23 protein-coding genes are annotated in these 25037 nt (G+C 58.1%); 16 read left to right on the top strand and 7 right to left on the bottom strand.

Features of this window, described 5'->3' with window-relative positions; translation table 11 throughout:
* Nucleotides 1–104 precede the first annotated feature (104 nt).
* From aroQ to ABNF92_RS13010, 11 genes are all read left to right on the top strand, one after another.
* Nucleotides 105–545: a type II 3-dehydroquinate dehydratase gene (aroQ, locus tag ABNF92_RS13060; RefSeq protein WP_069182015.1), complete on the top strand. Its 441-nt coding sequence runs from the start codon at nucleotides 105–107 to the stop codon at nucleotides 543–545.
* A gap of 27 nt (nucleotides 546–572) precedes the next feature.
* Entirely contained in the window at nucleotides 573–1040 is a 468-nt protein-coding gene (accB, locus tag ABNF92_RS13055; protein ID WP_349342381.1) for an acetyl-CoA carboxylase biotin carboxyl carrier protein, read from the top strand.
* An 18-nt stretch (nucleotides 1041–1058) separates the two neighbouring features.
* Complete coding sequence (gene accC, locus ABNF92_RS13050) at nucleotides 1059–2405, top strand: acetyl-CoA carboxylase biotin carboxylase subunit (protein WP_069182017.1); 1347 nt, start codon at nucleotides 1059–1061, stop codon at nucleotides 2403–2405.
* A gap of 2 nt (nucleotides 2406–2407) precedes the next feature.
* Nucleotides 2408–3304: a 50S ribosomal protein L11 methyltransferase gene (gene prmA / locus ABNF92_RS13045; RefSeq protein ID WP_069182018.1), complete on the top strand. Its 897-nt coding sequence runs from the start codon at nucleotides 2408–2410 to the stop codon at nucleotides 3302–3304.
* A gap of 61 nt (nucleotides 3305–3365) precedes the next feature.
* Nucleotides 3366–4613, top strand: a complete 1248-nt coding sequence (locus ABNF92_RS13040; protein ID WP_349342380.1) for a DUF3426 domain-containing protein — start codon at nucleotides 3366–3368, stop codon at nucleotides 4611–4613.
* Between the two features lie 227 nt (nucleotides 4614–4840).
* Nucleotides 4841–5836, top strand: coding sequence for a tRNA dihydrouridine synthase DusB (gene dusB, locus ABNF92_RS13035; RefSeq protein ID WP_349344090.1), 996 nt, complete (start codon nucleotides 4841–4843; stop codon nucleotides 5834–5836).
* Complete coding sequence (fis, locus tag ABNF92_RS13030; RefSeq protein WP_349342379.1) at nucleotides 5833–6150, top strand: DNA-binding transcriptional regulator Fis; 318 nt, start codon at nucleotides 5833–5835, stop codon at nucleotides 6148–6150. Before dusB ends, fis begins: the two co-directional genes overlap by 4 nt.
* 84 nt (nucleotides 6151–6234) lie before the next feature.
* Entirely contained in the window at nucleotides 6235–7815 is a 1581-nt protein-coding gene (gene purH, locus ABNF92_RS13025; protein WP_136631362.1) for a bifunctional phosphoribosylaminoimidazolecarboxamide formyltransferase/IMP cyclohydrolase, read from the top strand.
* 12 nt (nucleotides 7816–7827) lie between these two features.
* Entirely contained in the window at nucleotides 7828–9114 is a 1287-nt protein-coding gene (purD, locus tag ABNF92_RS13020; RefSeq protein WP_349342378.1) for a phosphoribosylamine--glycine ligase, read from the top strand.
* 114 nt (nucleotides 9115–9228) lie between these two features.
* Entirely contained in the window at nucleotides 9229–10167 is a 939-nt protein-coding gene (locus ABNF92_RS13015) for an alpha/beta fold hydrolase (RefSeq protein ID WP_349342377.1), read from the top strand.
* A 109-nt stretch (nucleotides 10168–10276) separates the two neighbouring features.
* Nucleotides 10277–11851 carry a cation:proton antiporter family protein gene (locus tag ABNF92_RS13010; protein ID WP_305966464.1) on the top strand — a complete coding sequence of 525 codons (1575 nt, stop codon included), beginning with the start codon at nucleotides 10277–10279 and terminating at the stop codon, nucleotides 11849–11851.
* A 25-nt stretch (nucleotides 11852–11876) separates the two neighbouring features.
* Here ABNF92_RS13010 and senA read toward each other — a convergent pair whose 3' ends face one another.
* Nucleotides 11877–13244, bottom strand: a complete 1368-nt coding sequence (senA, locus tag ABNF92_RS13005) for a selenoneine synthase SenA (RefSeq protein ID WP_349342376.1) — start codon at nucleotides 13242–13244, stop codon at nucleotides 11877–11879.
* Nucleotides 13245–13312: 68 nt separating this feature from the next.
* Nucleotides 13313–15127, bottom strand: a complete 1815-nt coding sequence (locus ABNF92_RS13000) for an SLC13 family permease (RefSeq protein ID WP_349342375.1) — start codon at nucleotides 15125–15127, stop codon at nucleotides 13313–13315.
* A gap of 286 nt (nucleotides 15128–15413) precedes the next feature.
* Between ABNF92_RS13000 and ABNF92_RS12995 the strand changes: the two genes are divergently transcribed.
* Nucleotides 15414–16790, top strand: a complete 1377-nt coding sequence (locus ABNF92_RS12995; RefSeq protein ID WP_349342374.1) for a sigma 54-interacting transcriptional regulator — start codon at nucleotides 15414–15416, stop codon at nucleotides 16788–16790.
* An 11-nt stretch (nucleotides 16791–16801) separates the two neighbouring features.
* Nucleotides 16802–17875 carry a transporter gene (locus ABNF92_RS12990; RefSeq protein WP_349342373.1) on the top strand — a complete coding sequence of 358 codons (1074 nt, stop codon included), beginning with the start codon at nucleotides 16802–16804 and terminating at the stop codon, nucleotides 17873–17875.
* 18 nt (nucleotides 17876–17893) lie between these two features.
* Here ABNF92_RS12990 and ABNF92_RS12985 read toward each other — a convergent pair whose 3' ends face one another.
* The 5 genes from ABNF92_RS12985 to ABNF92_RS12965 all read right to left on the bottom strand — a co-directional run bounded on the left by ABNF92_RS12985 (nucleotide 17894) and on the right by ABNF92_RS12965 (nucleotide 22508).
* Nucleotides 17894–18385 (bottom strand): hypothetical protein, encoded by a 492-nt coding sequence (locus ABNF92_RS12985; RefSeq protein WP_349342372.1) that lies wholly within the window; start codon nucleotides 18383–18385, stop codon nucleotides 17894–17896.
* Nucleotides 18386–18390: 5 nt separating this feature from the next.
* Entirely contained in the window at nucleotides 18391–19083 is a 693-nt protein-coding gene (locus tag ABNF92_RS12980; protein ID WP_349342371.1) for a C39 family peptidase, read from the bottom strand.
* Nucleotides 19084–19095: 12 nt separating this feature from the next.
* Complete coding sequence (locus ABNF92_RS12975) at nucleotides 19096–19446, bottom strand: hypothetical protein (RefSeq protein ID WP_069182029.1); 351 nt, start codon at nucleotides 19444–19446, stop codon at nucleotides 19096–19098.
* A gap of 54 nt (nucleotides 19447–19500) precedes the next feature.
* The gene (locus tag ABNF92_RS12970) at nucleotides 19501–20541 is read right to left on the bottom strand and encodes a hypothetical protein (protein WP_349342370.1); all 1041 of its coding nucleotides are present in this window, start codon (nucleotides 20539–20541) and stop codon (nucleotides 19501–19503) included.
* A 374-nt stretch (nucleotides 20542–20915) separates the two neighbouring features.
* Nucleotides 20916–22508 carry an isocitrate lyase gene (locus tag ABNF92_RS12965; RefSeq protein WP_069182031.1) on the bottom strand — a complete coding sequence of 531 codons (1593 nt, stop codon included), beginning with the start codon at nucleotides 22506–22508 and terminating at the stop codon, nucleotides 20916–20918.
* A 278-nt stretch (nucleotides 22509–22786) separates the two neighbouring features.
* Between ABNF92_RS12965 and ABNF92_RS12960 the strand changes: the two genes are divergently transcribed.
* From ABNF92_RS12960 to ABNF92_RS12950, 3 genes are read left to right on the top strand one after another with little or no spacing between them, the layout of a single operon-like run.
* Complete coding sequence (locus ABNF92_RS12960; RefSeq protein WP_349342369.1) at nucleotides 22787–24280, top strand: DUF1538 domain-containing protein; 1494 nt, start codon at nucleotides 22787–22789, stop codon at nucleotides 24278–24280.
* Nucleotides 24277–24627 (top strand): transcriptional regulator, encoded by a 351-nt coding sequence (locus tag ABNF92_RS12955; RefSeq protein WP_291904359.1) that lies wholly within the window; start codon nucleotides 24277–24279, stop codon nucleotides 24625–24627. Before ABNF92_RS12960 ends, ABNF92_RS12955 begins: the two co-directional genes overlap by 4 nt.
* A gap of 13 nt (nucleotides 24628–24640) precedes the next feature.
* Nucleotides 24641–25030, top strand: a complete 390-nt coding sequence (locus ABNF92_RS12950) for a CBS domain-containing protein (RefSeq protein ID WP_069182034.1) — start codon at nucleotides 24641–24643, stop codon at nucleotides 25028–25030.
* The last annotated feature ends 7 nt before the right edge of the window (nucleotides 25031–25037 follow it).

The following is a 25037-nucleotide window of genomic DNA, read 5'->3' as shown; positions in this document are numbered from 1 at the left end:
GATTGTCAAAAAGTGTTGATCTGAACAAAACAAGCACGCACCATTGGGGGAACATGCCGTTAAATTCGGCGATCCTGTAAAAAGACACCAAGGCAGACAGAACCATGTCGACAATTCTCGTACTCCATGGACCCAACCTGAACATGCTCGGTACACGCGAGCCAGAGGTCTATGGCTACGAGACGCTGGCAAACATCGACGACCGGTTGCGTTCACAGGCGGCGGAGCACGGGCACCATCTGCTGCATCTGCAATCGAACGCCGAATACGAACTGATTGAACGGGTTCACGAGGCCCGGGCAGAAGGCGTGGACTTTATCATCATCAATCCAGCCGCTTTCACCCACACCAGCGTTGCCCTTCGGGATGCCATGCTGGCTTCGGGAATTCCTTTTATTGAAGTGCATCTTTCCAACGTGCATGCACGGGAACCGTTCCGGCATCACTCCTATTTCTCGGATATCGCCGAAGGCGTTATCTGTGGGCTGGGTAGCCAGGGGTACGATCTTGCACTCCAGGCGGCCCTGACACGCATTCACCGATAGACCTGACAAAACGGGACTGGACTGACTATGGATATTCGTAAAATCAAGAAACTGATCGAGCTGCTCGAGGAATCCGACGTCGAGGAGCTGGAGATTCACGAGGCGGACGATTCGGTTCGTATCTCCCGCCGCCGTGAGCCGGCCGCCGGCGCCCAGTACGTGAGTCATTATCCGGCCCCGGCGCCTGCACAGCAGCCAGCTCCGGCCCCTGCGGCGGCTGCCCCGGCGGCTGAAGAACCATCAGCGCCAGCGGGTCCGTCCGGACACACTGTGAAATCCCCCATGGTAGGTACGTTCTATCGCTCGCCGTCGCCCACCGCCAAGGCGTTTGTGGAAGTTGGCCAGACGGTCAACGTGGGTGATGTCATCTGCATCGTGGAAGCCATGAAGATGATGAACCAGATTGAGGCCGACAAGAGCGGCACAATCCAGGACATCCTGGTCGAGAATGGCCAGCCGGTTGAGTTTGACCAGCCCCTGGTCGTCATTTCCTGAACGCGGTGATAGCTACTCATGGCCATGTTAGAGAAAGTTCTGATCGCAAACCGGGGTGAAATTGCCCTCCGGATTCTGCGCGCGTGCAAGGAGTTGGGTATCAAGACCGTGGCAGTGCATTCCCAGGTCGATCGCGACCTGATGCATGTGCGCCTCGCTGACGAGTCGGTCTGCATTGGCCCCAACAGCGCCACCGACAGCTACCTGAACATCCCGACCATCATCAGCGCCGCCGAGGTCACCGATTCCGTGGGTATTCACCCCGGCTACGGCTTCCTTGCCGAGAACGCCGATTTTGCCGAACAGGTGGAAAAGAGCGGCTTCCGCTTCATCGGCCCCAAGGCCGATACCATTCGGCTGATGGGCAACAAGGTGTCCGCCATCAACGCCATGATCAAGGCCGGCGTTCCGACTGTGCCAGGATCGGATGGCCCGCTGGATGACGACGAAGAGCGGACCCTGAGAATTGCCCGCGAAATCGGCTATCCAGTGATGATCAAGGCCGCTTCCGGCGGCGGCGGACGCGGCATGCAGGTGGTGCACTCGGAGGCGGCCCTGTTGAAAGGTGTCCAGATCACCCAGAGCGAAGCCAAGAATGCCTTCGGCGACCCTACGGTGTACCTCGAGAAGTTCCTGGAAGCGCCACGTCACGTGGAAGTACAGGTTCTGGCCGACATGCACGGCAACTGCATCCATCTGGGCGACCGCGACTGCTCCATGCAGCGCCGGAACCAGAAGGTCATCGAGGAAGCCCCGGCCCCGAACATCAACCAGGAATCCCGGGAGCGCACCCTGAAGGCCTGCGTCGATGCCTGCAAGGAAATTGGCTACGTGGGCGCTGGCACCTTCGAGTTCCTGTACCAAGACGGCGAGTTCTATTTCATCGAAATGAACACCCGGGTCCAGGTGGAACACCCCGTCTCCGAGATGGTCACCGGCGTGGACATCGTGCGTGAGCAGCTACGCATCGCCAGCGGCCTGCCACTGCAGTACACCCAGGACGACATCCGGATCTCCGGGCACGCCATGGAGTGCCGGATCAACGCCGAAGATCCGAAAACTTTCATCCCCAGCCCTGGAAAGGTCAAGCATTTCCATGCGCCTGGCGGGAATGGAGTGCGGGTGGATTCCCACCTGTACAGCGGCTACACGGTTCCGCCCTATTACGATTCCCTGGTGGCCAAACTGATCACCTGGGGCGACGACCGAGACATTGCCCGGCGCCGGATGAAGAACGCGCTGGACGAACTGGTGGTCGAGGGAATCAAGACCAACCAGCCTCTGCATCGGAAACTGGTACGCGATGGTGGCTTTAAACAGGTAGACTTCACCATCCACTACCTTGAGAAACTGATGCGGGATTAAACATGCCCTGGATACAACTCCAGATCCCGGCTGATCCGGACAACGCGGATCAGCTGGAAGATCTGCTCATGGAGATGGGCTCCGACGCCGTCTCCATGGAGGATGCCGCCGACCAGCCCCTGTACGAGCCCGACCCGGGCACCACCCCTCTCTGGAGCCAGACCACCGTCACCGGATTATTCGACTCCGATCGGGATATCGAACAGCTATGCGCCGATATCCGGGATGCCTGGCACCAGCGAACCCAGCAGGCGCTTCCCGAAATCGAAGTAACGCTGGTTGAGGACAAGGACTGGGAGCGGGCCTGGATGGACGATTTTCAGCCCCTGAAATTCGGCGAGCGACTCTGGATCGTGCCCAGCTGGCATGACGCCCCGGACCCGGATGCCGCGAACCTGATGCTGGACCCCGGCCTGGCCTTCGGTACCGGCACCCATCCGACCACAGCCCTCTGTCTGGAATGGCTCGATGGCCAGGACGCCCAGGGTAAGCAGGTCATCGATTATGGCTGCGGCTCCGGCATTCTTGGCCTGGCAGCCCTGCTGCTTGGCGCAGACCATGTTATTGGCGTTGATACCGACCCACAGGCCCTTGAAGCCAGCCGGGAAAACGCCCGGCGTAATGGTGTCGAAGACAGCAAGCTGGACCTGTTTCTGCCAGAAGACGAACCCGAGACCCAAGCCGACATCATGCTCGCCAATATCCTGGCCCAACCTCTGATCGGCCTTGCCTCTCATCTGGCTTCCCGGACCAGACCCGGCGGCGACCTCGTGCTATCCGGCATTTTGTCCAGCCAGGCCCGGGAAGTGATGGCCGCCTACGAGCCCTGGTTCGTGATGGACGAGCCCGAACAGCGGGAAGAGTGGATACGCCTCACAGGACGGCGCAACGACAGATGACGAAACCGGTCTTAACGACTAAACTCCGACACTCGTAGCCCAGTCGCTTTCAGGAAGAAGCATGACCCAGAGCAGCCTGCAGACACAGTGCCCCAATTGCCAGACCCGGTTCCGGGTAACCGAAGAACAGCTTGGCATTGCCAAGGGCAAGGTACGCTGCGGGAACTGCATGAAAGTGTTCAACGCCATCGAACACCAGGTTATTCCCGGCGGCGATAAACCACGAACCCAACCCAGCCCCGAGCAACCGGCGGGCACCCAATCACCGGCCGGCTCCGGCGTCAGCGAGGAAGATTTTGTCTTTGCTGACAACCCGGAAGAGGATGCGGCGGAAGGCCGGTACGCCGGCACAAAGCTGACCTTTTCCGATGACGAGCTCAGCGACAGCTTCCGCAGCTTCGACGAGCGCGACGAAGCAGACTACAAAGACGCTGAGACTGACAGTTCCGACGAGAATGTGGATGAAAGCTGGGCCGAAGCCATTCTGCAGGATGACGAGCCAGCGCAACGGAAACCGTCTGCTGCAGAGCGGCCAGAACCGGAGCCCGTACCCGAGCCCGAGCCGGAAGAGCCAGCGTTCGAGCCACAAACCAGACAGGAACCCGACCGCGAGTTAAGCCTCGAGGAAGAACCGGTGTTCGAGCAGACCCAAACACCCGCTTCCCGGGGCGACCGGACCGCCAAAGAGCCTGATCCTTTCGATGACTTTGTGGAGGAATCCGGTTTCGATTTCGATGAGCCGGATCGACCGGCCGACACCTTCCATGCCGACCCGCCCTTCCGGGACCTGCGTCGCGACCCCGTTGCCGTCGATTCGGGCGGGAGCGGCATTCGAACCATCGTATGGAGTGTCATTGTGCTGGGCCTGATCGGTGTTCTGATCGCCCAGGTCACCTGGTTCCAGTTCGACCGCCTGTCGGCCATTCCCGAGTTGCGGCCGTTTTATGAAAAAGGGTGTGAACTGGCCGGATGCGAGCTCAAACCGCTGATCAATGTTGAGGCGATACAGAGCCGGAAACTGGTGGTTCGGACCGATCCGGATAACCGCTCGCAACTGGTGGTCGATGCCGTGATCATCAACCGGGCCGACTTCGAGCAGCCGTTCCCCGCCATTGCCCTGACCTTTTCCAACCTGAATGGCGATGTTGTTGCACAAAGCCTGTTCACGCCCGAAGAATACTTGGCCGGCGAGGGTCGAGAGCTGGAAGCCATGCCCACGGATACCCCCGTGCGCATTGCCATCAACATTCGGGATCCGGGCCGTGACGCAGTGAATTACAACATCCTCTTCCGCCCCCACACTCCCTGATCGAGTCAGGAAGTATTCACTCGACAGAGATGGCCGACGGCCATCGCACAGAACAAAAGTCAACCAGAAAGGGCGAAAAATAATCAGTTTTTTCACCGCCCAGCCCCTTCAATCATGGTCCACCCGGCGGTATCATTACCGCCCTTCGGATGCTGGATCGGTTACTTATTGAACAACCGCTCAGCCCGACCTTTGCTTAACCCGCTGTGACACGGACTCAGATCATGCTGCCAACGGCAAAAATCGGGCCGTACACCTTGCCCAACCCCTTGATTGTTGCGCCCATGGCTGGCGTAACAGACCGCCCTTTCCGTCTGCTTTGCCGGAGATTGGGCGCCGGTCTGGCGGTGTCGGAGATGGTCATAGCGGACAGCAAACTCTGGCATACGCGCAAATCCCGGACACGTCTGAATCATCAGGGTGAGCCGGAGCCCCGTTCGGTACAAATCGCCGGCGGTGATCCGCAGATGCTCGCCGACGCCGCACGTCAGAATGCGGAATTCGGTGCCCAGATCATCGACATCAATATGGGTTGTCCGGCCAAGAAAGTCTGCAACAAGGCCGCCGGCTCCGCCCTGATGAAAGATGAAGTCCTGGTGCGCGACATTCTTGAGGCTGTGGTTCAGGCGGTTGATATTCCCGTCACCCTCAAGATGCGTACCGGATGGGACAGGGACAATCGCAATGCACTGGTCGTTGCCCGAATGGCGGAGGATGCCGGTATTCAGGCGGTTGCCATTCATGGCCGGACCCGTGCGGACAAGTACGAGGGCAACGCCGAGTACGACACCATCGCCGATGTGAAGTCGCGCATCAGCATTCCGGTGTTTGCCAATGGGGATATTACATCACCGGAGAAAGCCCGGGACGTGCTTCGCCACACCGGTGCCGATGGCTTGCTGATAGGCCGTGCCGCCCAGGGTAGCCCCTGGATTTTTCGGGAAATCCGGCATTTCCTGGAAACCGGCAGCCACATGGCCGCACCGGAGCTGGACGAGGTCGAAGATATTCTGACCGAGCACCTCCAGGCACTGCACGCCTTCTATGGCGAGACCATGGGTGTGCGCATTGCCAGAAAACACGTGGGCTGGTACCTGCAGTCCCACGATCCGGGTAAACAGTTCCGCAAACGCTTCAACGCCATCGACGATGCGCTGGAGCAGAGAGACACGATTCAACGGTATTTTGCAGGCTTACGAAATGGAGAGGTATTCGCAGCATGAGCGCTGAGACTTTGGCAAACGATAACCTGAGCACCCCGGCCAACAATGATATTCATCAGTTGCAGACGGTGAACAGCAGCGGCAACACCGTCACCCTGCGTGACAGCGTGGAGGTTGCCCTGAAAAACTACTTCGCCCAACTGGACGGCGCTCCGGTGACCGAGGTCTACCAGCTGGTACTGTCCGAGGTGGAAGCTCCGCTGCTGGAGCAGGTGATGAAATACACCCGCAACAACCAGACCAAGGCCTCCACCATGCTGGGCCTGAACCGCGGCACCCTGCGCAAGAAGCTGAAGCAGTACGGTCTGCTATAATCCAGACACCCTGATTTGACGAGGGCCTCCCGGACACCATTCGCGAGGCCCTTATTCGTTCATCTCCAGCGAAGAAAGTGACCCATGGCAAACCAGGCTAACACCTCCGTCCGTCGCGCCCTGATCAGCGTGAGTGATAAAACCGGCATCGTCGATTTCGGACGTGCCCTGACCGAACGCGGCGTTGAGCTGCTCTCCACCGGTGGCACCTTCCGGCTCCTGAAAGAAAACAACATCCCGGTTACCGAAGTCTCCGACTACACCGGTTTTCCCGAGATGATGGATGGCCGGGTAAAAACCCTTCACCCGAAGATTCACGGCGGGATACTTGGCCGTCGGGGCACTGATGATGCGGTCATGTCCGAGCATGGCATCAACCCCATCGACATGGTCGTGGTCAATCTCTACCCCTTCGAGGAGACGGTTGCCAAACCCGACTGTGATCTGGCGACTGCCATTGAGAACATCGATATCGGTGGTCCGACCATGGTTCGCGCTGCGGCCAAGAACCACAACGACGTTGCCATCGTGGTGAACGCCTCTGACTACAGCCGGGTCCTTAAAGAGCTGGACGCCAACGATGGTCAACTCAGCTACAGCACCCGGTTTGACCTTGCGGTCAAGGCATTTGAGCACACTGCGGGCTACGATGGTGCCATTGCCAACTACCTGGGTGGCCGCACGCCGGATAACGACAACGCGGATTTCCCCCGTACCTTTAACGCCCAGTTCGTGAAGGTCCAGGACATGCGCTATGGCGAAAACCCGCATCAGCGCGCCGCCTTCTACGCCGAGCGCAACCCGAAGGAAGCCTGCGTAGCCACGGCCAAACAGCTCCAGGGCAAAGAGCTCAGCTACAACAACGTAGCCGACACCGATGCCGCCCTGGAATGCGTGAAGCCCTTCGCCGACCCGGCCTGCGTAATCGTCAAACACGCCAACCCCTGTGGCGTAGCCATCGGTGCAGATATCCGTCAGGCCTACGACTTGGCCTTCGCCACCGACCCCACCTCGGCGTTTGGCGGCATCATTGCCTTCAACCGGGAGCTCGATGCAGAGACGGCCAAAGCCATCATTGACCGCCAGTTTGTGGAAGTGATCATCGCCCCCACCGTCGCTCCGGAAGCGGTGGAACTGGTCGCCGCCAAGAAGAACGTGCGCCTGCTGGCCTGCGGCGAGTTTGATGGTGAACGCGCCCGTTCCATGGACTACAAACGGGTAACCGGCGGACTGTTGGTCCAGGACCGGGATCTGGGCATGGTGGCCATGGAAGACGTCAAAGTGGTCACTGAACGCCAGCCTTCCGAACAGGAACTGAACGACCTGCTGTTTGCCTGGGAAGTAGCCAAGTACGTAAAATCCAACGCCATTGTCTACGCCAAGGCCGGCCGTACCATTGGCGTGGGCGCCGGCCAGATGAGCCGGGTCTACAGTGCCAAGATTGCCGGCATCAAGGCCGCGGATGAAGGTCTGGAAGTGAAAGGGTCGGTGATGGCCTCTGACGCCTTCTTCCCGTTCCGCGACGGCATCGACGCGGCCGCAGCAGCCGGCATTACCGCTGTGATCCAGCCTGGTGGCTCCATGCGCGATCAGGAAGTCATTGATGCGGCCAACGAACACGGCATCGCCATGGTCTTCACCGGCATGCGCCACTTCCGGCACTGAGGGATACGCAACATGAATATTCTCGTTATTGGCTCCGGCGGCCGCGAACATGCCCTGGCCTGGAAAGCCGCCCAGTCACCCAAGGCAGACCGTGTTTTTGTAGCGCCCGGCAACGCCGGCACGGCACGGGAAGGCGGCCTGGAAAATGTCGACATCGACGTGATGGACCTGGACGGACTGGCCAACTTCGCCGCCACCAACCACGTTGGACTGACCATCGTCGGCCCGGAAGCACCGCTGGTGGCAGGCATCGTGGACAAGTTCGAACAGCGTGGCCTGCGGGTGTTCGGCCCGACTGCCGGCGCCGCGCAGTTGGAAGGCTCCAAGGCCTTTACCAAGGATTTTCTGGCACGCCACAAGATTCCGACGGCCGGCTATGGCAACTTCACCGACGTGGATGAAGCTCTGGCCTATGTCCGTCAGCAGGGCGCCCCTATCGTGGTCAAGGCTGACGGCCTGGCCGCCGGCAAGGGCGTGATCGTGGCCATGACCCTGGAAGAAGCCGAGGACGCCATTCGCGACATGTTGGCCGGCAACGCGTTCGGTGATGCCGGTAGCCGCGTGGTCATCGAGGAATTCCTTGACGGCGAGGAAGCCAGCTTCATCGTGATGGTGGATGGCGAGCATGTACTGGCCATGGCCACCTCCCAGGATCATAAACGGGTGGGCGATGGCGACTCCGGCCCCAATACCGGGGGCATGGGCGCCTACTCACCAGCTCCGGTGGTTACCGCCGACGTGCACCAGCGCATCATGGATGAGGTCATTTACCCGACTGTGCGCGGAATGGCATCTGAGGGCCACCCCTACAAGGGGTTCCTTTACGCTGGCCTGATGATCGACAACAGCGGCGCCCCGAGAGTGATCGAATTCAACTGCCGCTTTGGCGACCCGGAAACCCAGCCGATCATGCTGCGGATGAAGTCCGATCTGGTGGAACTGTGCGATGCCGCTATCGACGGCAAGCTGGACCAGTGTCCCTCAGAGTGGGACGACCGGGCCTCCGTGGGTATCGTACTGGCAGCCGGTGGTTACCCGGGCAGCTATAACAAGGGCGATGCCATCTCCGGCCTGCCGGAAACCGAAACCGAGGGCGAGAAGGTGTTTCACGCCGGCACTCGCCTGAACGGAGACCAGGTCGTTACCAACGGTGGCCGTGTACTTTGCGCCACCGCACTGGGCAACACCGTTACCGAGGCTCAGAAACGGGCTTATGAACTGGCCTCACGGATCCAGTGGGACGGCGCTTTCTATCGCAAGGACATCGCTTTTCGGGCCATTGCCCGCGAACAGTCCTGAGCCCTGGCAGAACCAGTCGGCGAAAACACAGCCCGGTCATTGACCGGGCTTTTTTATGGAGTAATGTAAACGCCTCGCAACGGATGCCGACAAGCCAACCGAAAGGAGCCCCTGATGCCACGCCCGCTAACCCTCAATCTGTTCCTGGTTCTGACTGTCTCGCTGGTTCTGAGCGCCTGCTCACGCCAGGGCATCTACGAGACGGCCATCGGGCTCGAACGGTCCTCGGCAGGCCTGGAAGCAGATACCGTGACTGTCGATAGCCTGGATATCGCCTACCTGCGGAATCACAAAGCGGTGGATGGCGACACCATCGTTATGATCCACGGGTTCGGGGCCAACAAAGACAACTGGACCCGCCTCGCCGGCCACCTGACCGGCGATTTCAATGTCTACGCGATCGATCTGCCCGGGCATGGTGAGAGCAGCAAACCCCTCGATATCGGCTATCGCCTGGAAGACCAGGCCGGTTACGTCGCACAGATTCTCGACGCGCTTTCCGTCGATGACGCCCACATTATGGGCAACTCCATGGGGGGTGCGATTACGGCTCTCTATGCCGCCAACCATCCCGGTAAAGTAAAATCGGCGGTGCTGTTCGACCCGGCGGGTATTCTGGAGTATGAAAGCGAGCTGGTGGATTTGGTGATGGAGGGAGACAACCCCCTGATTCCCAGGAAACCCGGTGATTTCGAGCGACTCATGGAATTTGCTCTTGAGAAAGAGCCCTTTGTGCCCTGGCCGATCATGGGTGTAATGGAAGAGCGGGCCATTGCCAATCGGGAAGTGAACGAAGTCATTTTTGCGGCCATCCGGGACGCCGGTTTCGAGTCGGACTTCCGCGACGCCATCACAGAGATTCAGGCGCCGGTCCTGATCATCTGGGGCAAAGAGGACCGGGTTATAAACTACCGCAACGGCGAGGTGTTTGCGGAAGCAATACCGGGTAGCCGCCTAGAGCTGATGGAAGGCATTGGTCACGCCCCCATGGTGGAGGCCCCCGCAGAATCGGCAGAACTGTTCCGAACCTTTATCGGGCAACCAGCAGAATGAAGCCTTTGGGGGTTACTTTGCCTGCCTTCCACCTTCTGCGAGTACACGAGCAGAGGAAAACAGGGTAGCCTAGCAACTATTGTGTTTTTGACATCCGAATTGATACCCCATGCCTGAAGCGATCTGGATTACCTTTGCCTTCGGCCTTGGCCTGCTGGTCAAGCTTGTTGGACTCCCTCCGCTTGTTGGCTATCTGGCCGCAGGCTTCGTGCTCAGTGGCATCGCCGAGGCAACCGGTGTTGTGATCGAGGAGACCAACGTTCTCCAACACATCGCGCACCTTGGGGTACTCCTGCTGCTATTCACTGTCGGGCTTAAACTTAAGCTCCGTTCCATCGTCAGCCCGGAAGTGATTGGCGGCAGTTTGCTTCATTTCGGAATTACCTGCGCGGTCTTTACGCCCGGGCTGTACCTGCTCATGGATATCGAATGGTCGACAGCCTTGATGCTGGCCATTGCCCTGTCCTTCTCGAGCACCGTACTGGCGGCGAAGGTGCTTGAATCCAAACGGGAGCTACGGGCATTCCACGGTCGGGTCGCCATCGGCATCCTCATCATGCAGGACCTGATTGCGCTGGTCGTCATGAGTCTCGCGGCCGGGAAGACACCTTCCGAGTGGGCGCTGATTGTGTTCGGGTTGCCGCTACTTCGACCTCTTCTGTTCCGACTGTTGGATGCCAGCGGCCACGACGAACTGCTGGTTCTCTTGGGCTTGCTGCTTGCGCTTGTTGTCGGCGGACTTGGCTTCGAAGCGGTTGGGCTGAGTTCCGAGCTTGGCGCACTTGTTTTCGGCGCCATGCTGGCCAATCACCCTCGCTCCCAGGAGCTTTCCAAATCGCTCTGGAGCGTCAAGGAAGTGTTCCTCGTGGGCTTCTTCCTGCAAATCGGCATTGGCGGGCTGCCCGATGGCGACGCGCTTCTCTTTGCCGTGATTGCCGGCCTGGTCCTTCCGCTGAAAGGCATTCTGTTCTTTTTCCTGCTACTGGCCTTCCGCCTGCGGGCCCGCAGCGGCTTCCTGAGTGCGCTGGCACTGACCAACTACAGCGAATTCGGCCTCATTGTCGCCAGCGTTGCCTTGCCTGAATGGCTGGTACCTCTGGCCATTTCCGTGTCTCTGTCGTTCCTGGTATCAGCCCCCATCAACCGGTTCGCGCACGGCCTTTACGAACGCTACGCCCAGGGGCTCAGCCGGTATGAGGGCAGCAAGCATCATCCGGACGAACAACCGCTGTCATTGGGCGACACCCGGGTGCTGATCATGGGCATGGGGCGGACAGGCACCGCTGCCTACGACTGGCTGATCGATGACCAGCCCAAACTGATGGGGCTCGACTCTGACCCGGCTAAGGCCCAACAACACCAGAAAGAGGGCCGCAACGTGGTCTTTGCTGACGCGGAGGACGCTTCTTTCTGGAATGGTTTGCACATGCCGGCGGTGCAATCGGTGATCCTTGCCATGGGTGATATCGAGGGCAAGCTCATCGCCGCGCGCATGCTTCGCAAGATGGGGTTCAAGGGTTTTATCGTGGCACACACCATGTATGAGGACGAAGCAAAGCAGATCCGGGAAGCTGGCGCCGACGAGGCCTATCTGACCATGAGCGAGACCGGCGTTGCGCTGGCCAGCCACCTGATCGACGAGACACCGGCGAAACCGTCCCTGGTGACGGGCAATCCGGAGTAATCGAATCGGCCCGAGCGCCTAACGTTTACTCTCGCTCAAGTGCACAGGTCCTGAAGCCGGTATAGACATCATTGCGCTGGGGCAGATAAGCCTGACGATAGGTGCCGCGGATCAGACAGGATGATGTCGCGCACCCACCGCCTTTGGTGACCTTGTGATCGCCGAACTGCAAGGTGGACATGAAAGGGTACATGTCCACCTTGAAGCCGTCGTAAGGGAGAAACTGATCACTGGTCCACTCCCAGACCGTTCCGGTCATCTGGCGGCAGCCAAAGGGACTGTCGCCTTCGGGAAAATCAAACACCGGGTTCTGGGCCATGGCTCTCCCGTCCAGATCCGCGAGCTGACCGGTCGGCGCCTCATTCCCCCATGGGAAACGCCGGAACGGCTCGCCCGGACGATTCCCAAGAGCGGCAACTTCCCATTCGTGTTCTGTCGGCAGCCGACGCCCTGCCCAACGACAATACGCCTCTGCTTCCCAGAACGTCACATGGGTAACCGGAGCGTCCGGATTAAGGGGCTGCCACCGGTCGAACACTCGCTCCTGCCACTGCTCATCATGCCAGCGCCAGTACAGCGGGTGACGTGGAACACGGAACAGGGGTTCCCGACTGCCATGAACAAGGGCCACGTCGGTTTCGGTCTGAAGCCATTTGCGTCCGCCAAATGACCAGAGGTCAGGGCGCCGATAGCCGCCGTCTTCCACGAACTCCAGGAACTGGCGGTTACTGACCAGGCATTTCGAAATGGCGAAAGCATCCAGCTTCACGCTGAAGCGCGGCTTTTCATTGTCAAAGGCGAAGTCGTCACTGGCATACCGTTGGGATTCGCCCGGCATCCCGATCAGCCACTCCCCCGCCGGAACCACCGCATCTCCGTGATGCGGTTCACCCGGTGCAGGCCGGTACAAATCGGTGTCTGGCGGCGCCGGGTAACCGATGGTCTGACGGCACCAGATCATCGACTCGATGTGCATGTTCTGGTGGTAGATAGCGTAGCGGTAAAGGTAACGGGCCTGATCGGTCAAAGGCTCTTTTTCGATCCGTTCGGCCACGCGGTCATAGATAAGATTGAAGTAATCGAGGGTCTTCTGGCGCCCGGGAAACAGCTCCCGGTTCCAGCGATCCCGGTGCTCGATATGGAACGAATCCCAGAGATCGTCCATGGATGGATCGTGGCTGGGCGTGCCATCCAGCAGATTGAATACAAACACCTCGAAGAAGAAGGCAGCATGCCCCATCTCCCAGAGCGGTGGATTCACGCCCGGATGGTAGGGAACATCCAGCGCGCTTTCCTGCAGAGAACCTACAAGGGTTTCAGTACGCTTGCGTGTCCATTCAAGCTGATCCAGCAATTCCGCCTTTGCCGCATCGATTTGCTCAATCGCTGTCATCTTGCCAACCACTTATCATCAACGGTTTTGTCAGCATACCAGAGAGTGCCAAACCGCGTTAAACGGACTCACCCCCAGACTGCCAGAATGACAGGGACTGCCACCAGGGCCACCAGTAAAGACAGCGGAAGCCCCAGGCGCCAGTAATCGCCAAACCGGTAGCCACCGGGTTCCATAACGAGCGCGTTGGACTGGTGCCCCACGGGCGTCAGGAAGGCGCAGGAGGCGCCAATAGCCACTGCCATCAACATGGCGTCTGCGGCAATGCCCAACTGGCCCGAAAGACTCAGTGCAATGGGGGCGACCAGAATGGCCGCCGCCGCATTGTTCACGACGTTCGACAGCAGCATGGTCCCCATCAGTACAATCGTAACGACCACCCAGGCCTCGCCCCCGGAGCCAAGCATCAGCATCCAGGACGCTATCAGCTCCGCGCCACCGGTGGTTTCGAGGGCCTGACCCACCGGAATCATAGCCGCCAGCAAAACGATGACCGGCCAGTCGATCGCACGGTAGGCTTCCTGATTGCTGAGCACGCTACTGAGAACCATTGCGACGGCACAGGCAACCAGGGCAACAGGCGGAGACAACCAGCCCACAACGATTCCTCCGATAGCAGCCACAAACAGTCCACCGGCCAGTAAGGCGTTGCGTTCACGGCCGAACCGGAGTCCTCGTTCTGCCAGCGGAAGGCACCCGAGTTCCTGAAGGGTAACGCGCAGGGTGTCCTCCTCACCTTGCACCAGGAGAATATCACCAGCCTGAAAGCGAATGTCCCCCAGGCGGCGCTGCAACCGCTGCCCCTGGCGTGCAACCGCCACAATATTGAGGCCATTCTGCTCGCGAAGATTCAGCCTGTTGGCGGTTTTCCCGATCAGGCCTGATTCCGGCGTGATGACCGCTTCCAGCAATCGGACATCACCCTCGGACAGAGACTTTTCGCGCGGTTTTTCCGGTGCACTCTCCTGCTCGTCAGCCTCTTTGGATGAGGACTCCTCTACATTCGCCAACTCAAGACCAGTGCTGTCCAGAAATTCCTGCAAAGCATCGGTATCCGCCTCCACCAATAGCAGATCGCCACCACGCAAAACGGAAAACGTCGATGGTGCCAGAGACCGCTTGTCATCCCGGATCAACGCCAGCACCACCACATCCTTCTCGGCGTCAGCCCGGGTCAGCAGGCCATGGAGTGTGGCACCAACATGCGAGGAATCGTCGGGAACCCGGAGTTCGGTCACATAATCCCCGACACTGAACAGCTTGCCGCCATCATCGGGTTTGCCTCGTCTTGGCGTCAGGCGCCACCCGACCAGCGTGATAAAGGCAATGCCTGCCAGGGTAATCGCCAGGCCTACCGGCGCGAAATCAAACATGCCAAAGGATCCCGCTTCCCGATAACTGGCAATGATGATGTTCGGGGGCGTGCCAATCAGCGTCATGGTTCCCCCCAGCAGAGAACCAAATGCCAGTGGCATGAGCAGCAGCGACGGAGAGCGCCCCGCTTCCCGGGACATCCAGATTGCCACCGGCATAAGAAGCGCAAGCGCACCGACGTTGTTGATGAAGCCCGAGCACAGGGCCACCACAGACGTCAGCATCAGCACCTGCAGGGTCGGCCGGTGCCCCACCTTACCGAGCAGGCGCGCCAGGCGGTCAACCACGCCGCCATTGACCAGCCCCTGGCTGATCACCAGAACCGCAGCCACGGTCACAACAGCCGGATGGCCGAAGCCATCGAATAGCTGATCTGCCGGCACGATCCCGGCGATGGCAACGGCGAGAAGCGCCATCAGGGCGACCAGGTCAAACCGGATTCGATTCCAGACGAACAGCACCAGGGCGATGCCCAGTATCGAAAAAACAATAGCCTGACTGACGCTCACTGTAACTCCATGCTTTCAGTCCCTGCCCGTCTGGTTTGCAGTCTGTGTCGGCAAACTTTACAGGGAGCCAGGAATGACAGAACCCTCTCTCTTTAAGCTCCTGAAAGGCCTACAAGTGTATAAACTGGCATACAAACTGAATGTCCGCCAGCAGGAGTTGTTTGCCTGTTTCCCCCAGCCGTATGCGGTCACAGGGCAGTGATCGGATCGAGCAGTTCCGGTATTACCAACATTTACTGAACGTCCAGCAGTTCGTTTTCCAGGCAAAGTCTCAGGGAGAGTCGCCATGAAGGAAAAACGACCGCTCGTTTGGTTGTCGGCGGTGTACCCGTGCCTTTCTGTCAGCGGGCCCTTGCTCAGGGACTGGCAGCTTGTTCACATTCCCATTTCAGACAAGCCCACGTCAGGTGAGACGCCCGTCCATGGGGCCAGAGTCGGCGTGTTTGATCTTGGCTCGTTAAGCGCCGATCAACTGACCCACCTGCCCGAATGGCTGGACACGATTCCGGTCCAGCACTGGATTGCCACGCTGGAGCCTCACCAGATCCGGAGCCCGGACGCCTGTGCCCTCATTAACCGTTACTGCACGGACTACCACACGAGGCCTCTGCAGGCCGAACGCCTCAATGCCATTCTTGGCCACCTTTGGGGTATGTCTGAACTTCAGGCGGAGGCGTCACGGACCAAGCCCGCCTGTTATCACGACGTTGCTCTTGAGGGTGACTCGGTGGCGATCCGACATGTCAGAGCGTTATTGCAGAAATTTGCCCGCACGGAGGAATCCGTACTGATCTATGGCGAGAACGGGACCGGCAAAGAAGCCGCAGCCCGTTTCATGCACGATCATTCACCACGTAAAAACAAGCCACTGATCGCCGTGAACTGTGCAGCCCTGCCCCGCTCACTGACCCAAAACGAGCTCTTCGGCCACGAAAAAGGCGCTTTTACCCATGCCATGAGCGTCCAGAAAGGGCGCATTGAAGCCGCCAATGGCGGCACTTTGCTATTGCTCGGTGTCGACGAGCTTGAATCAGAGCAACAATCCGCCATTCTGCGCTTCCTCCAGGAAGGCCTGATCGAGCGCCTGGGCTCCAACCATCCCATCAGTGTCGACACTCGACTGATTGCAACAAGCACCAAGCCGCTTGAACAGCTGGTCAAGACCGGGGCCTTCCGCAGCGACGTATTTTACCGGCTTGGAAGCCTGCATGTGTTGTTACCACCGTTGCGGGAACGCAAGGAAGACATTCCCATCCTGGCCAGCCGGATACTGTCGGCCACACCCTCAGCCAGAGGCACCAGGCGCCTCACGGACGATGCAATGATTTGCCTGGCCGGGCACCCCTGGCCCGGCAACCTCAGGGAACTGCAGAACCGTTTGCGTCAGGCATTATTGCTGGGAGAAAGCCCACAGATCGGGGCCGAAGACATGGGGTTTTCCACCAACCCGGCGGATAACCACGACCGAAACCGAGACCTCTCACTGGATGCTTTCCGCTCCAGAGCCGATCGGCAGGCGATCTCGGTAAGTCTCGCGCTTGCCCACAACAACGTGTCGGCAGCTGCCCGGCTGCTGAATATTTCACGGGTTTCGTTCTACCGGCTGATGGACAAGCACCACGTGCCCCACGGCCCCTCAACCCGGCTCCAGAAAGACAGCTGAAGGAGTTTCGCATGAACAAAAACACACTATGGCTCATCCCGCTTGTTTCTCTGGGTCCGGCGATGCTGGTTGAAGCCGCTCAGGCAGACCGGGATACCGCCCCCCTGGCCACCGAAATCCGGACAACCTCTGACGCGGTTCACGACCCGGCGACCGATATCGCCTCCATAACCGCCGACCGCGGTATCGTCACCCGGCCGGGCCGGTTTTCCATTGAGCCATCCTTTTCCCATGCCCATAGCAACTCGACGGCAGTCGCGATCGAAGGCTACACCGTCATCCCTGCGCTGTTGATCGGACTGATCAATATTTCAGAAATCCAGCGCGATATTTTCGTCGGCGCCGTGTCACTCAAATACGGATTGACCAGCAAGTTTGAAGCGGCGGTCCGGGTGCCTTACCTGAGCATCAACGAGGACCTGAGAGAGCGTGAGGTTTTCCAGGGCACTCCGGTGGATACCCTGCGTGAGTCTTCTGGCGAGGGTCTCGGTGATGTTGAAGTATCAGCTCGCTATCAACTGACTGATGGCCTCGGGGGCTGGCCCTACGTAATCGGCGCGCTGCGTGTCAGGGCGCCAACCGGTGAAGGCCCCTACGATGTTAACCAGCGGGTCATCGAGGATAATCAGGGCAACCCGATTGGCGTCGAGCTGGAGAGCCGGCCAACAGGTTCAGGCTTCTGGGCATTCGAACCCGGACTCTCTTTCATCTACCCCACAGACCCGGCCGTGTTGTTCGGCAATCTGAGCTATGTCTGGACCCTCAAAGAGGAGCAGGGCTTTGAAAATGGCGGCACCGTTGACCCCGGCGACATCGTGCGCTTCGGCTTCGGGATGGGATTCGCGTTTAACGATCGCACATCATTCAGCCTCGGCTACGATCACTCGATCATTCGAAAAACCACATTCGAGAGAGACATTGATCTCTTCGAATCCAATTTCGACCGAATTCAGATCGGGTCTCTTTCATTCGGGCTGTCCCAGCGCCTGTCGCGATCCACATCTCTTAACCTGACGGTAAGTATTGGCGTTACGGAAAACGCGCCCAACAGCGAGATTACACTCAAGCTTCCAATCAGTCTCTAGCGTGGGATCGGGGTTCTTTCAGCGGCCAAGCAACTGAATCAGTTGATCACTGAATCGGGCCGGGAACTGATTTCCCGCACCCAGGTTATTCAGCTCGATATTCAACTGATGCATATTCTGTATGACAGTGCTGTCCAGGCTGTTCTGAACCACCGTCATCCAGCCACTGGGACCTGCCATATGGCTGGCCACCCGCGCACCACCACTACGGTTGGCACTGATCACTTCCAGTACTGTTTCCATCTGGTGGTCCAGCAAACGGTCATTAACGGGCTGGTTGAGGTTGGGAATAGTCAATCGGTTGATTACCAGGGTGTCACCATTAATACCAACAACCTGTTCCAGACCAATACTGATCTCCAGATTATCCATCAGGAAGCCACCCCGGAACTCCGAAAGCTCCCTGTCACTGATGGGGTCAACTCCGGGGTTCAGTTCCGCGTGAGCCATTGGCGTCAGGGCCAAACAGGCAATAACGAGTAATGCGACCGCGGGCATCCTGCCCTTCATGATCATCACCATTCCCTCGTGGAGGGCCAGTAGGGCAGCGTGTGACCGAGAGATGGCCCCCCGAGCCCTTTTTGCAAAGGGGCCCTGGCCACCTGTGGCCAATGACCGTCGTCAAGAAAGTGGTCACGCCCCTGATCAAGGTGACTGCGGATAACGAAGGCAGTGCCATCCCAGTATTCTCTGAATGTTTCGTGGGGATAGACTTTCAGACCCCGGGCAGGATCGCCTATCAGTACCTCGTCATCGCTGATGCCCTTGATCAACACAAAATGACGGAAACCCTCGATGTTCAGCAAGACAATCATCGGCAGGCGCACCTTCTCCCTTAGCCCTTCCAATGGCAAGCGAAACCCATCGGCCCGATACCCTCTGGACCCCAGGTAACGTTTCATATCCAGCATGGAGAACCCATGCCGGCGCACCTTCTCTTCATCTGCCAAGGCCAACATGTCGATAAAGACTTCGTGCTCGGTGACCTGATCCTCGTAATGAAACGACAATAACGAGGCCACTGCCGCAGAGCCGCAACTGAAGTCGTACTGCTGGCGCAGGACACTGTCGAAGCGACGGCTTTCAAAACTCTTTACGGTAAGACGAAAATCCCCGCCTATACCGGGAACCATGACCGATCCGGCAAATGCGGTGGACCACAGCAGCCCGGCACTCGCGCAAACCGCGACAAGAACCTTCCTGGTCATGGCCCACCTCCGTCAGTGATTGATCAGTATGTTGATCTGGGTACTGTCCTGAATGACCACCTGATTACCCGTGTTCTGGATAACCGTGGCGACTCCGCTCATGTTGCCGAAGGCGTTGTCGGAAATACTGTTATTGCCAGTGACAACGTTTCCGGACAGCAGGTTATCGGAGACGTTCGCATTCTGCTGGTTATTGTTGATCTGCCATTGCAGCGGGATTCCCTGGCGACCGCTGGCATCTTCCAGTTGATCTTCCGACAGGGAATGGGCGTCCATCCACTCCTCGGCCGAAGCATATCCCGCTCCTGTAACCAATAGCGCCAGCAAGGCAGCCTTCAGTTTCCATCTGATGACGTAACCCATGGCAGTTCTCCCGGAATAACCGGGCCGCACCCGCCAAGGTGCGGCCTGGATTCCTTACTGGCCGCCACCACCGGTGGACAGGTTGGACATTACACTGACATTTGCCTGTGTAACGCTGCCGTTGCCGGCATTCTGGGCAAAGGCGCCAACGCCGGTGTAGTTCGCTGAACCGCCGGCGATTTCGTTGCGGTTGCGAGCCTCGGTGTAAGATGCTCTGCCGTTGGCATCGCCATAGGAGGTTGAAGAGCCCGACACACTGCCGTCCAGATCCAGTGCCAATGAGTTATCGGAACTGTCGTTACCGCTGTCGGAGACAGTCGTATTCCCGCTATCGGCAATGTTAGTGGAGTTGTCGGAACTGTCATTGCCACTATCCGAAACGGTGGTATTACCGCTGTCCGCTACGTTGGTGGAGTTGTCGGAATTGTCGTTTCCGCTATCCGCAACGTTGGTGGAATTATCGGAACTGTCATTCCCGCTGTCTGCCACATTGGTAGAGTTGTCGGAATTGTCGTTTCCGCTGTCCGCAACATTGGTGGAATTGTCGGAACTGTCATTTCCACTGTCGGCGACATTGGTGGAGTTGTCCGAACTGTCATTGCCGCTGTCCGCGACATTGATGGAATTATCGGAACTGTCGTTTGCACTGTCTGCCACATTAGTGGAATTGTCGGAGTTATCATTTCCGCTATCGGCCACAGCCGTATTTCCGCTGTCAGCAACGTTGGTGGAATTGTCCGAATTGTCATTTCCACTGTCGGAAATCTTGAACGAATCGGCCACGTCGGTGCTGTTATCGGAATTGTCGTTGCCACTGTCCGCAACATTGGTTGAGTTATCGGAACTGTCCGTGGAGTTGTCGTTACCACTGTCGGCAATCTTGAACGAATCAGCCACGTTGGTGCTGTTGTCCGAGCTGTCAGTGGAATTGTCGTTACCGGAGTCAGTGTTGCCGGATTGGTCGTTGTTAGCGGTGGAGGTGTTGTCCGCATTGGTATTCGGATCACCGTCCCCGCCCTGATCGGCATAGGCAAAACCGGAAACGCCCATTGCCATTGCGATGGCAGCTGCTAGCAGTGTTTTTTTGGTATTCATGATGTCATTTCCTTTGAGTTGTTGGCTTTTAAGGGATCCGACCCAACCCGCTAGCCTTCGGGTAAGCCAAGGTTCAGACCCGCCAGGACAAGGAGCGATTCCCGTGCCAATACCGGAAATTCGCATGCAACACATTGTTTTTAATATCTTTTATCTTAAGCGCCTGAAATGCATGCGGTCTTGGTAATGGCGAAACTGTTTCAGCGATGAAACAGCGAGTGCAAATAAAAAGGGTGATATGGGAGGTTTATGCGGTCGTTTCAGACACATACAGAAGAAATGAGGTGTCAGAAAAACAAAACCCCGCACAAGGCGGGGTTTTGTGGTTTGAAGCGAACCGGTCAGGCCCGCCTCAGCAACATCCGAACCGTCGATTAACCGAACTGGTTCATAGTGTTGTCTTTACCACCGGCCTTCAGGGCCGCATCACCAGCGAAGAATTCCTTGTGGTCGTCACCGATGTTGGAACCAGCCATGTCCTGGTGCTTAACGGTAGCGATACCCTGACGGATTTCCTTGCGCTGTACACCGGCAACGTAGGCCAGCATGCCTTCGTCACCGAAGTAGCCCTTGGCCAGGTTGTCGGTAGACAGGGCCGCAGTGTGGTAAGTCGGCAGAGTGATCAGGTGGTGGAAGATACCCGCTTCGCGAGACGCGTCACGCTGGAAGTTCTGGCACCACTGGTCAGCCAGCTGACCCAGCTCAGTGTTGTCGTACTCTTCGCTCATCAGCTTGTCACGGTCGTAGGCAGATACGTCCTTGCCTTCTTCCTTCCAGGCGTCGAATACCTGCTGACGGAAGTTCAGGGTCCAGTTGAAGGACGGGCTGTTGTTGTAGACCAGCTTGGCATCGGGCACTACTTCACGGATGCGGTTAACCATGCCGGCGATCTGGCCAACGTGCGGCTTCTCGGTTTCGATCCACAGCAGGTCAGCGCCGTTCTGCAGGCTGGTGATGCAGTCCAGAACAACACGGTCTTCGCCAGTGCCCGGACGGAACTGGAACAGGCCGGAGGCCAGACGCTTGGGCTTCATCAGCTTACCGTCAGACTTGATGACCACGTCACCGTTGTTGATCTCGGAAGCGTCCTCGATGTAGTCACCGTCGAGGAAGCTGTTGTACTGGTCGCCCAGGTCGCCCGGCTCGTCGGTAACAGCCAGCTTCTGGGTCAGGCCAGCGCCCAGGGAGTCGGTACGGGCTACGATTACACCGTCATCCACGCCCAGCTCGAGGAACGCCAGACGAACGGCGTTGATCTTGGACAGGAAGTCAGCATGGGGAACGGTTACTTTGCCGTCCTGGTGGCCACACTGCTTCTCGTCAGACACCTGGTTCTCGATCTGGATGCAGCAGGCACCGGCTTCGATCATCTGCTTGGCCAGCAGGTAAGTGGCTTCGGCGTTACCAAAACCGGCGTCGATGTCGGCAATGATCGGCACAACGTGAGTTTCGTGGTTGTCGATCTGTTTGATCAGCTCTTCAGCCTTGGCGTTGTCGCCAGCTTTCTCGGCTTCTTCCAGAGCGCGGAACAGGTGGTTCAGTTCCCAGGCATCTGCCTGACGCAGGAAGGTGTACAGCTCTTCGATCAGGCCGGATACAGCCGTCTTCTCGTGCATGGACTGGTCAGGCAGCGGACCAAACTCGGAGCGCAGGGCGGCAACCATCCAGCCGGAGAGGTACAGGTAACGACGCTTGGTGGTACCGAAGTGCTTCTTGATGGACAGCAGCTTCTGCTGACCGATGAAGCCGTGCCAGCAGCCCAGGGACTGGGTGTACTGGGAAGTGTCCTTGTCGTAGTTCGCCATGTCTTCGCGCATGATCTTGGCGGTGTACTTGGCGATGTCCAGACCAGTCTTGAACTTGTTCTGGGCGCGCATGCGAGCGGCGTGCTTCGGGTTGATAGCGTTCCAGGTCGGGTGCTGCTTCAACAGGGAAGCAATCTGGTCAACGTCTTGTGCATAGGGCATGGTCTCAATCCTTTCTACGTTGGTTTTCTAAGTCGTTAGGGAGAAGCGTACAGCAACTTCCGAAGCCAACAACCTGCTCACTTTTTGAGCAAAGCGATGACGTTGAGGGTTACTTTAGTGGTTTCAAATTTATAATTGAAATTTATATGATCTATTTTCGGCATTTTCCTGGTGAATGACGAATTGACGCCGGTCTTGAGCTGGATCAACACGGGAACCATGGCTATTGTTACGGTGTCCAACGAGCACTTTTAACCGGAACCCACCAGGCGCAAACAGTGTTCTATCTGCACGCTTTCAGTCATTCCTTGCTGCATGCCCTGAAAAATCTGTTTCCGATTATCGCCGTCGTTGTCTTCTTCCAGCTTCTGATTCTCCAGCAAATACCCGAGAACATCTTCGTGATGGCGGCAGGCCTGCTGATTGTGGCAGTGGGTGTCGCCCTGTTTCTTCAGGGTCTGGAGCTAAGCATTTTTCCGGTCGGGAAAAGCCTGTCCAATCAGTTTGCCCGTAAGGGCTCGGTACCGGTGCTGTTGTCGTTCGGCTTCGCCATGGGTTTTTCCGCCGTGGTCGCAGAACCGGCGCTTATTGCGGTAGCCCAGCAGGCCGAGGAAATCAGCGAGGGCAAGATCAAGGCCCTGACACTCAGGATACTGGTGGCCGTTTCTGTCGGGCTGGTGGTGGCTCTGGGCGTGTTCAGAACCATCTTCGGTTACCCGCTGCAGTGGTTCATGATCATCGGCTACATCGTTGTGGTGATCATCACCTGGTTCGCACCGCCCGAGATCGTGGGCCTGGCCTACGATTCCGGTGGCGTTACCACCAACATCGTTACCGTTCCTCTCATCGCAGCCCTGGGCATCGGGCTGGCAGCCTCAATCCGGGGGCGCAATCCGCTACTGGACGGCTTCGGTCTGGTAGCCCTCGCCGTCATGGTTCCGATGATCACCGTTCAGCTGTACGGGATTGTTGTGTATTCCGGAGCCCCCGCAGACCCGGTAGCTTTGCCAACGACGGCCCAGACTGGAACAGTCGACCAGACACCCGTTGTGCTGGGCATGCTGCTCGATCTTGCCGGGATGGTCCGCGACGTCCTTCCCATCATCATTACTATTTTGTTTTTCCAGTATCTGGTTCTGCGTCGCGGGCTGACCAATCCCCGCAAGATCCTGTTCGGATTTGCGCTGGTGGTGCTGGGGCTGTATGCCTTCGTGGTCGGGCTCAAGCTTGGCCTGTTTCCCATCGGAACAAGCATGGCCCGACAGTTGATGGGGATGGAGGGGTATCTGTTCGTCTACCTCTTCGCCTTCATGATCGGCTTTGCCACCACCATGGCCGAACCCGCGTTGATCGCGATCGGACACCAGGCGGAGCAGGCGGCCGCCGGCACCATCAACGGCAACGCCATCAGACTCATTGTGGCAGTCGGCGTCGCGATGGGTATCACCCTTGGCGTTCACCGGATTATCAGCGGCGATTCCATTCACCATTACATCATTGGCGGCTATATTCTGGTCATCGTCCTGACCGCGCTGGCCCCAAGGTACATCATCCCCCTGGCGTACGATCTTGGCGGGGTCACCACCTCAGAGGTGACCGTACCTCTGGTGACCGCACTGGGTATTGGCCTGGCAAGCAGCATCGAAGGCCGCAACGTGCTCATCGACGGTTTCGGCCTGATCGCCTTCGCCTCCATCTTTCCGATTGTGACGGTGATGAGCTACGCCATCATTGTTGAAATGCTCGCAAAGCAGAGGAAAACAGACCCATGAAATTTTCGGTACTGGTAGCAATCGTTCCCGAGGATCAGGAGCAGGACTGCGTTGATGCCGCAAGGGATCTTGGTGCCGGCGGCATCACGGTGCTTTCTGGTCGCGGTATCAGCAATACCGCCAAGAAAACCTTCTTCGGTCTGACCTACGATGGCAGCCAGAGCATTCTGCTGATGGTCCTGGAAAAGAGCCTTTCGCTCGATATTCTCAAAGCCATCCAGAAGATACTCATGCCTGACCATAGCGATTCGAAGGGGCTTGTATTCACACTTCCCCTGGAACATCTGGGTGGGATCGACATGTCACAAGTCGAAAAATTCGAACAACACCTGAAAGATTCACTGTAACCGGAGAACACCCATGAAACTGGTCAAAGATGTGATGGTTCGGGACGTGATCACCATCTCTCCGTTTGCCAGCATCCGCGAGGCGCTATCAAAGATGAAGCAGCATTCCTTGAAGTCGCTGGTGGTGGAAAAGACAAGCGAACACGATGCCTGGGGCCTGATCACCTACACCAATGTACTGAAAACCGTCATCGCCGAAGACGGCGATATCGATCTTCTCAACGTTTATGACGCCTGCGCCAAGCCGGTGATCAGCGTCGGCGAGAACCTGAACGTTCGGCATGCGGCAAGCCTGATGAGCAAATACCGGGTAAAGCGCCTGCTGGTGCTGGCCGACAATGACCTCAAGGGCTTCGTGGTCATGGACGACATCATGGCGGCCCTGCTCGACAGCATCGACTGATGTGTCA

Origin of the sequence: Marinobacter sp. MMG032 (genome assembly GCF_040112695.1) — a bacterium.
Classification (GTDB): domain Bacteria; phylum Pseudomonadota; class Gammaproteobacteria; order Pseudomonadales; family Oleiphilaceae; genus Marinobacter; species Marinobacter salsuginis.
This window is presented reverse-complemented; position numbering and strand designations above follow the sequence as displayed.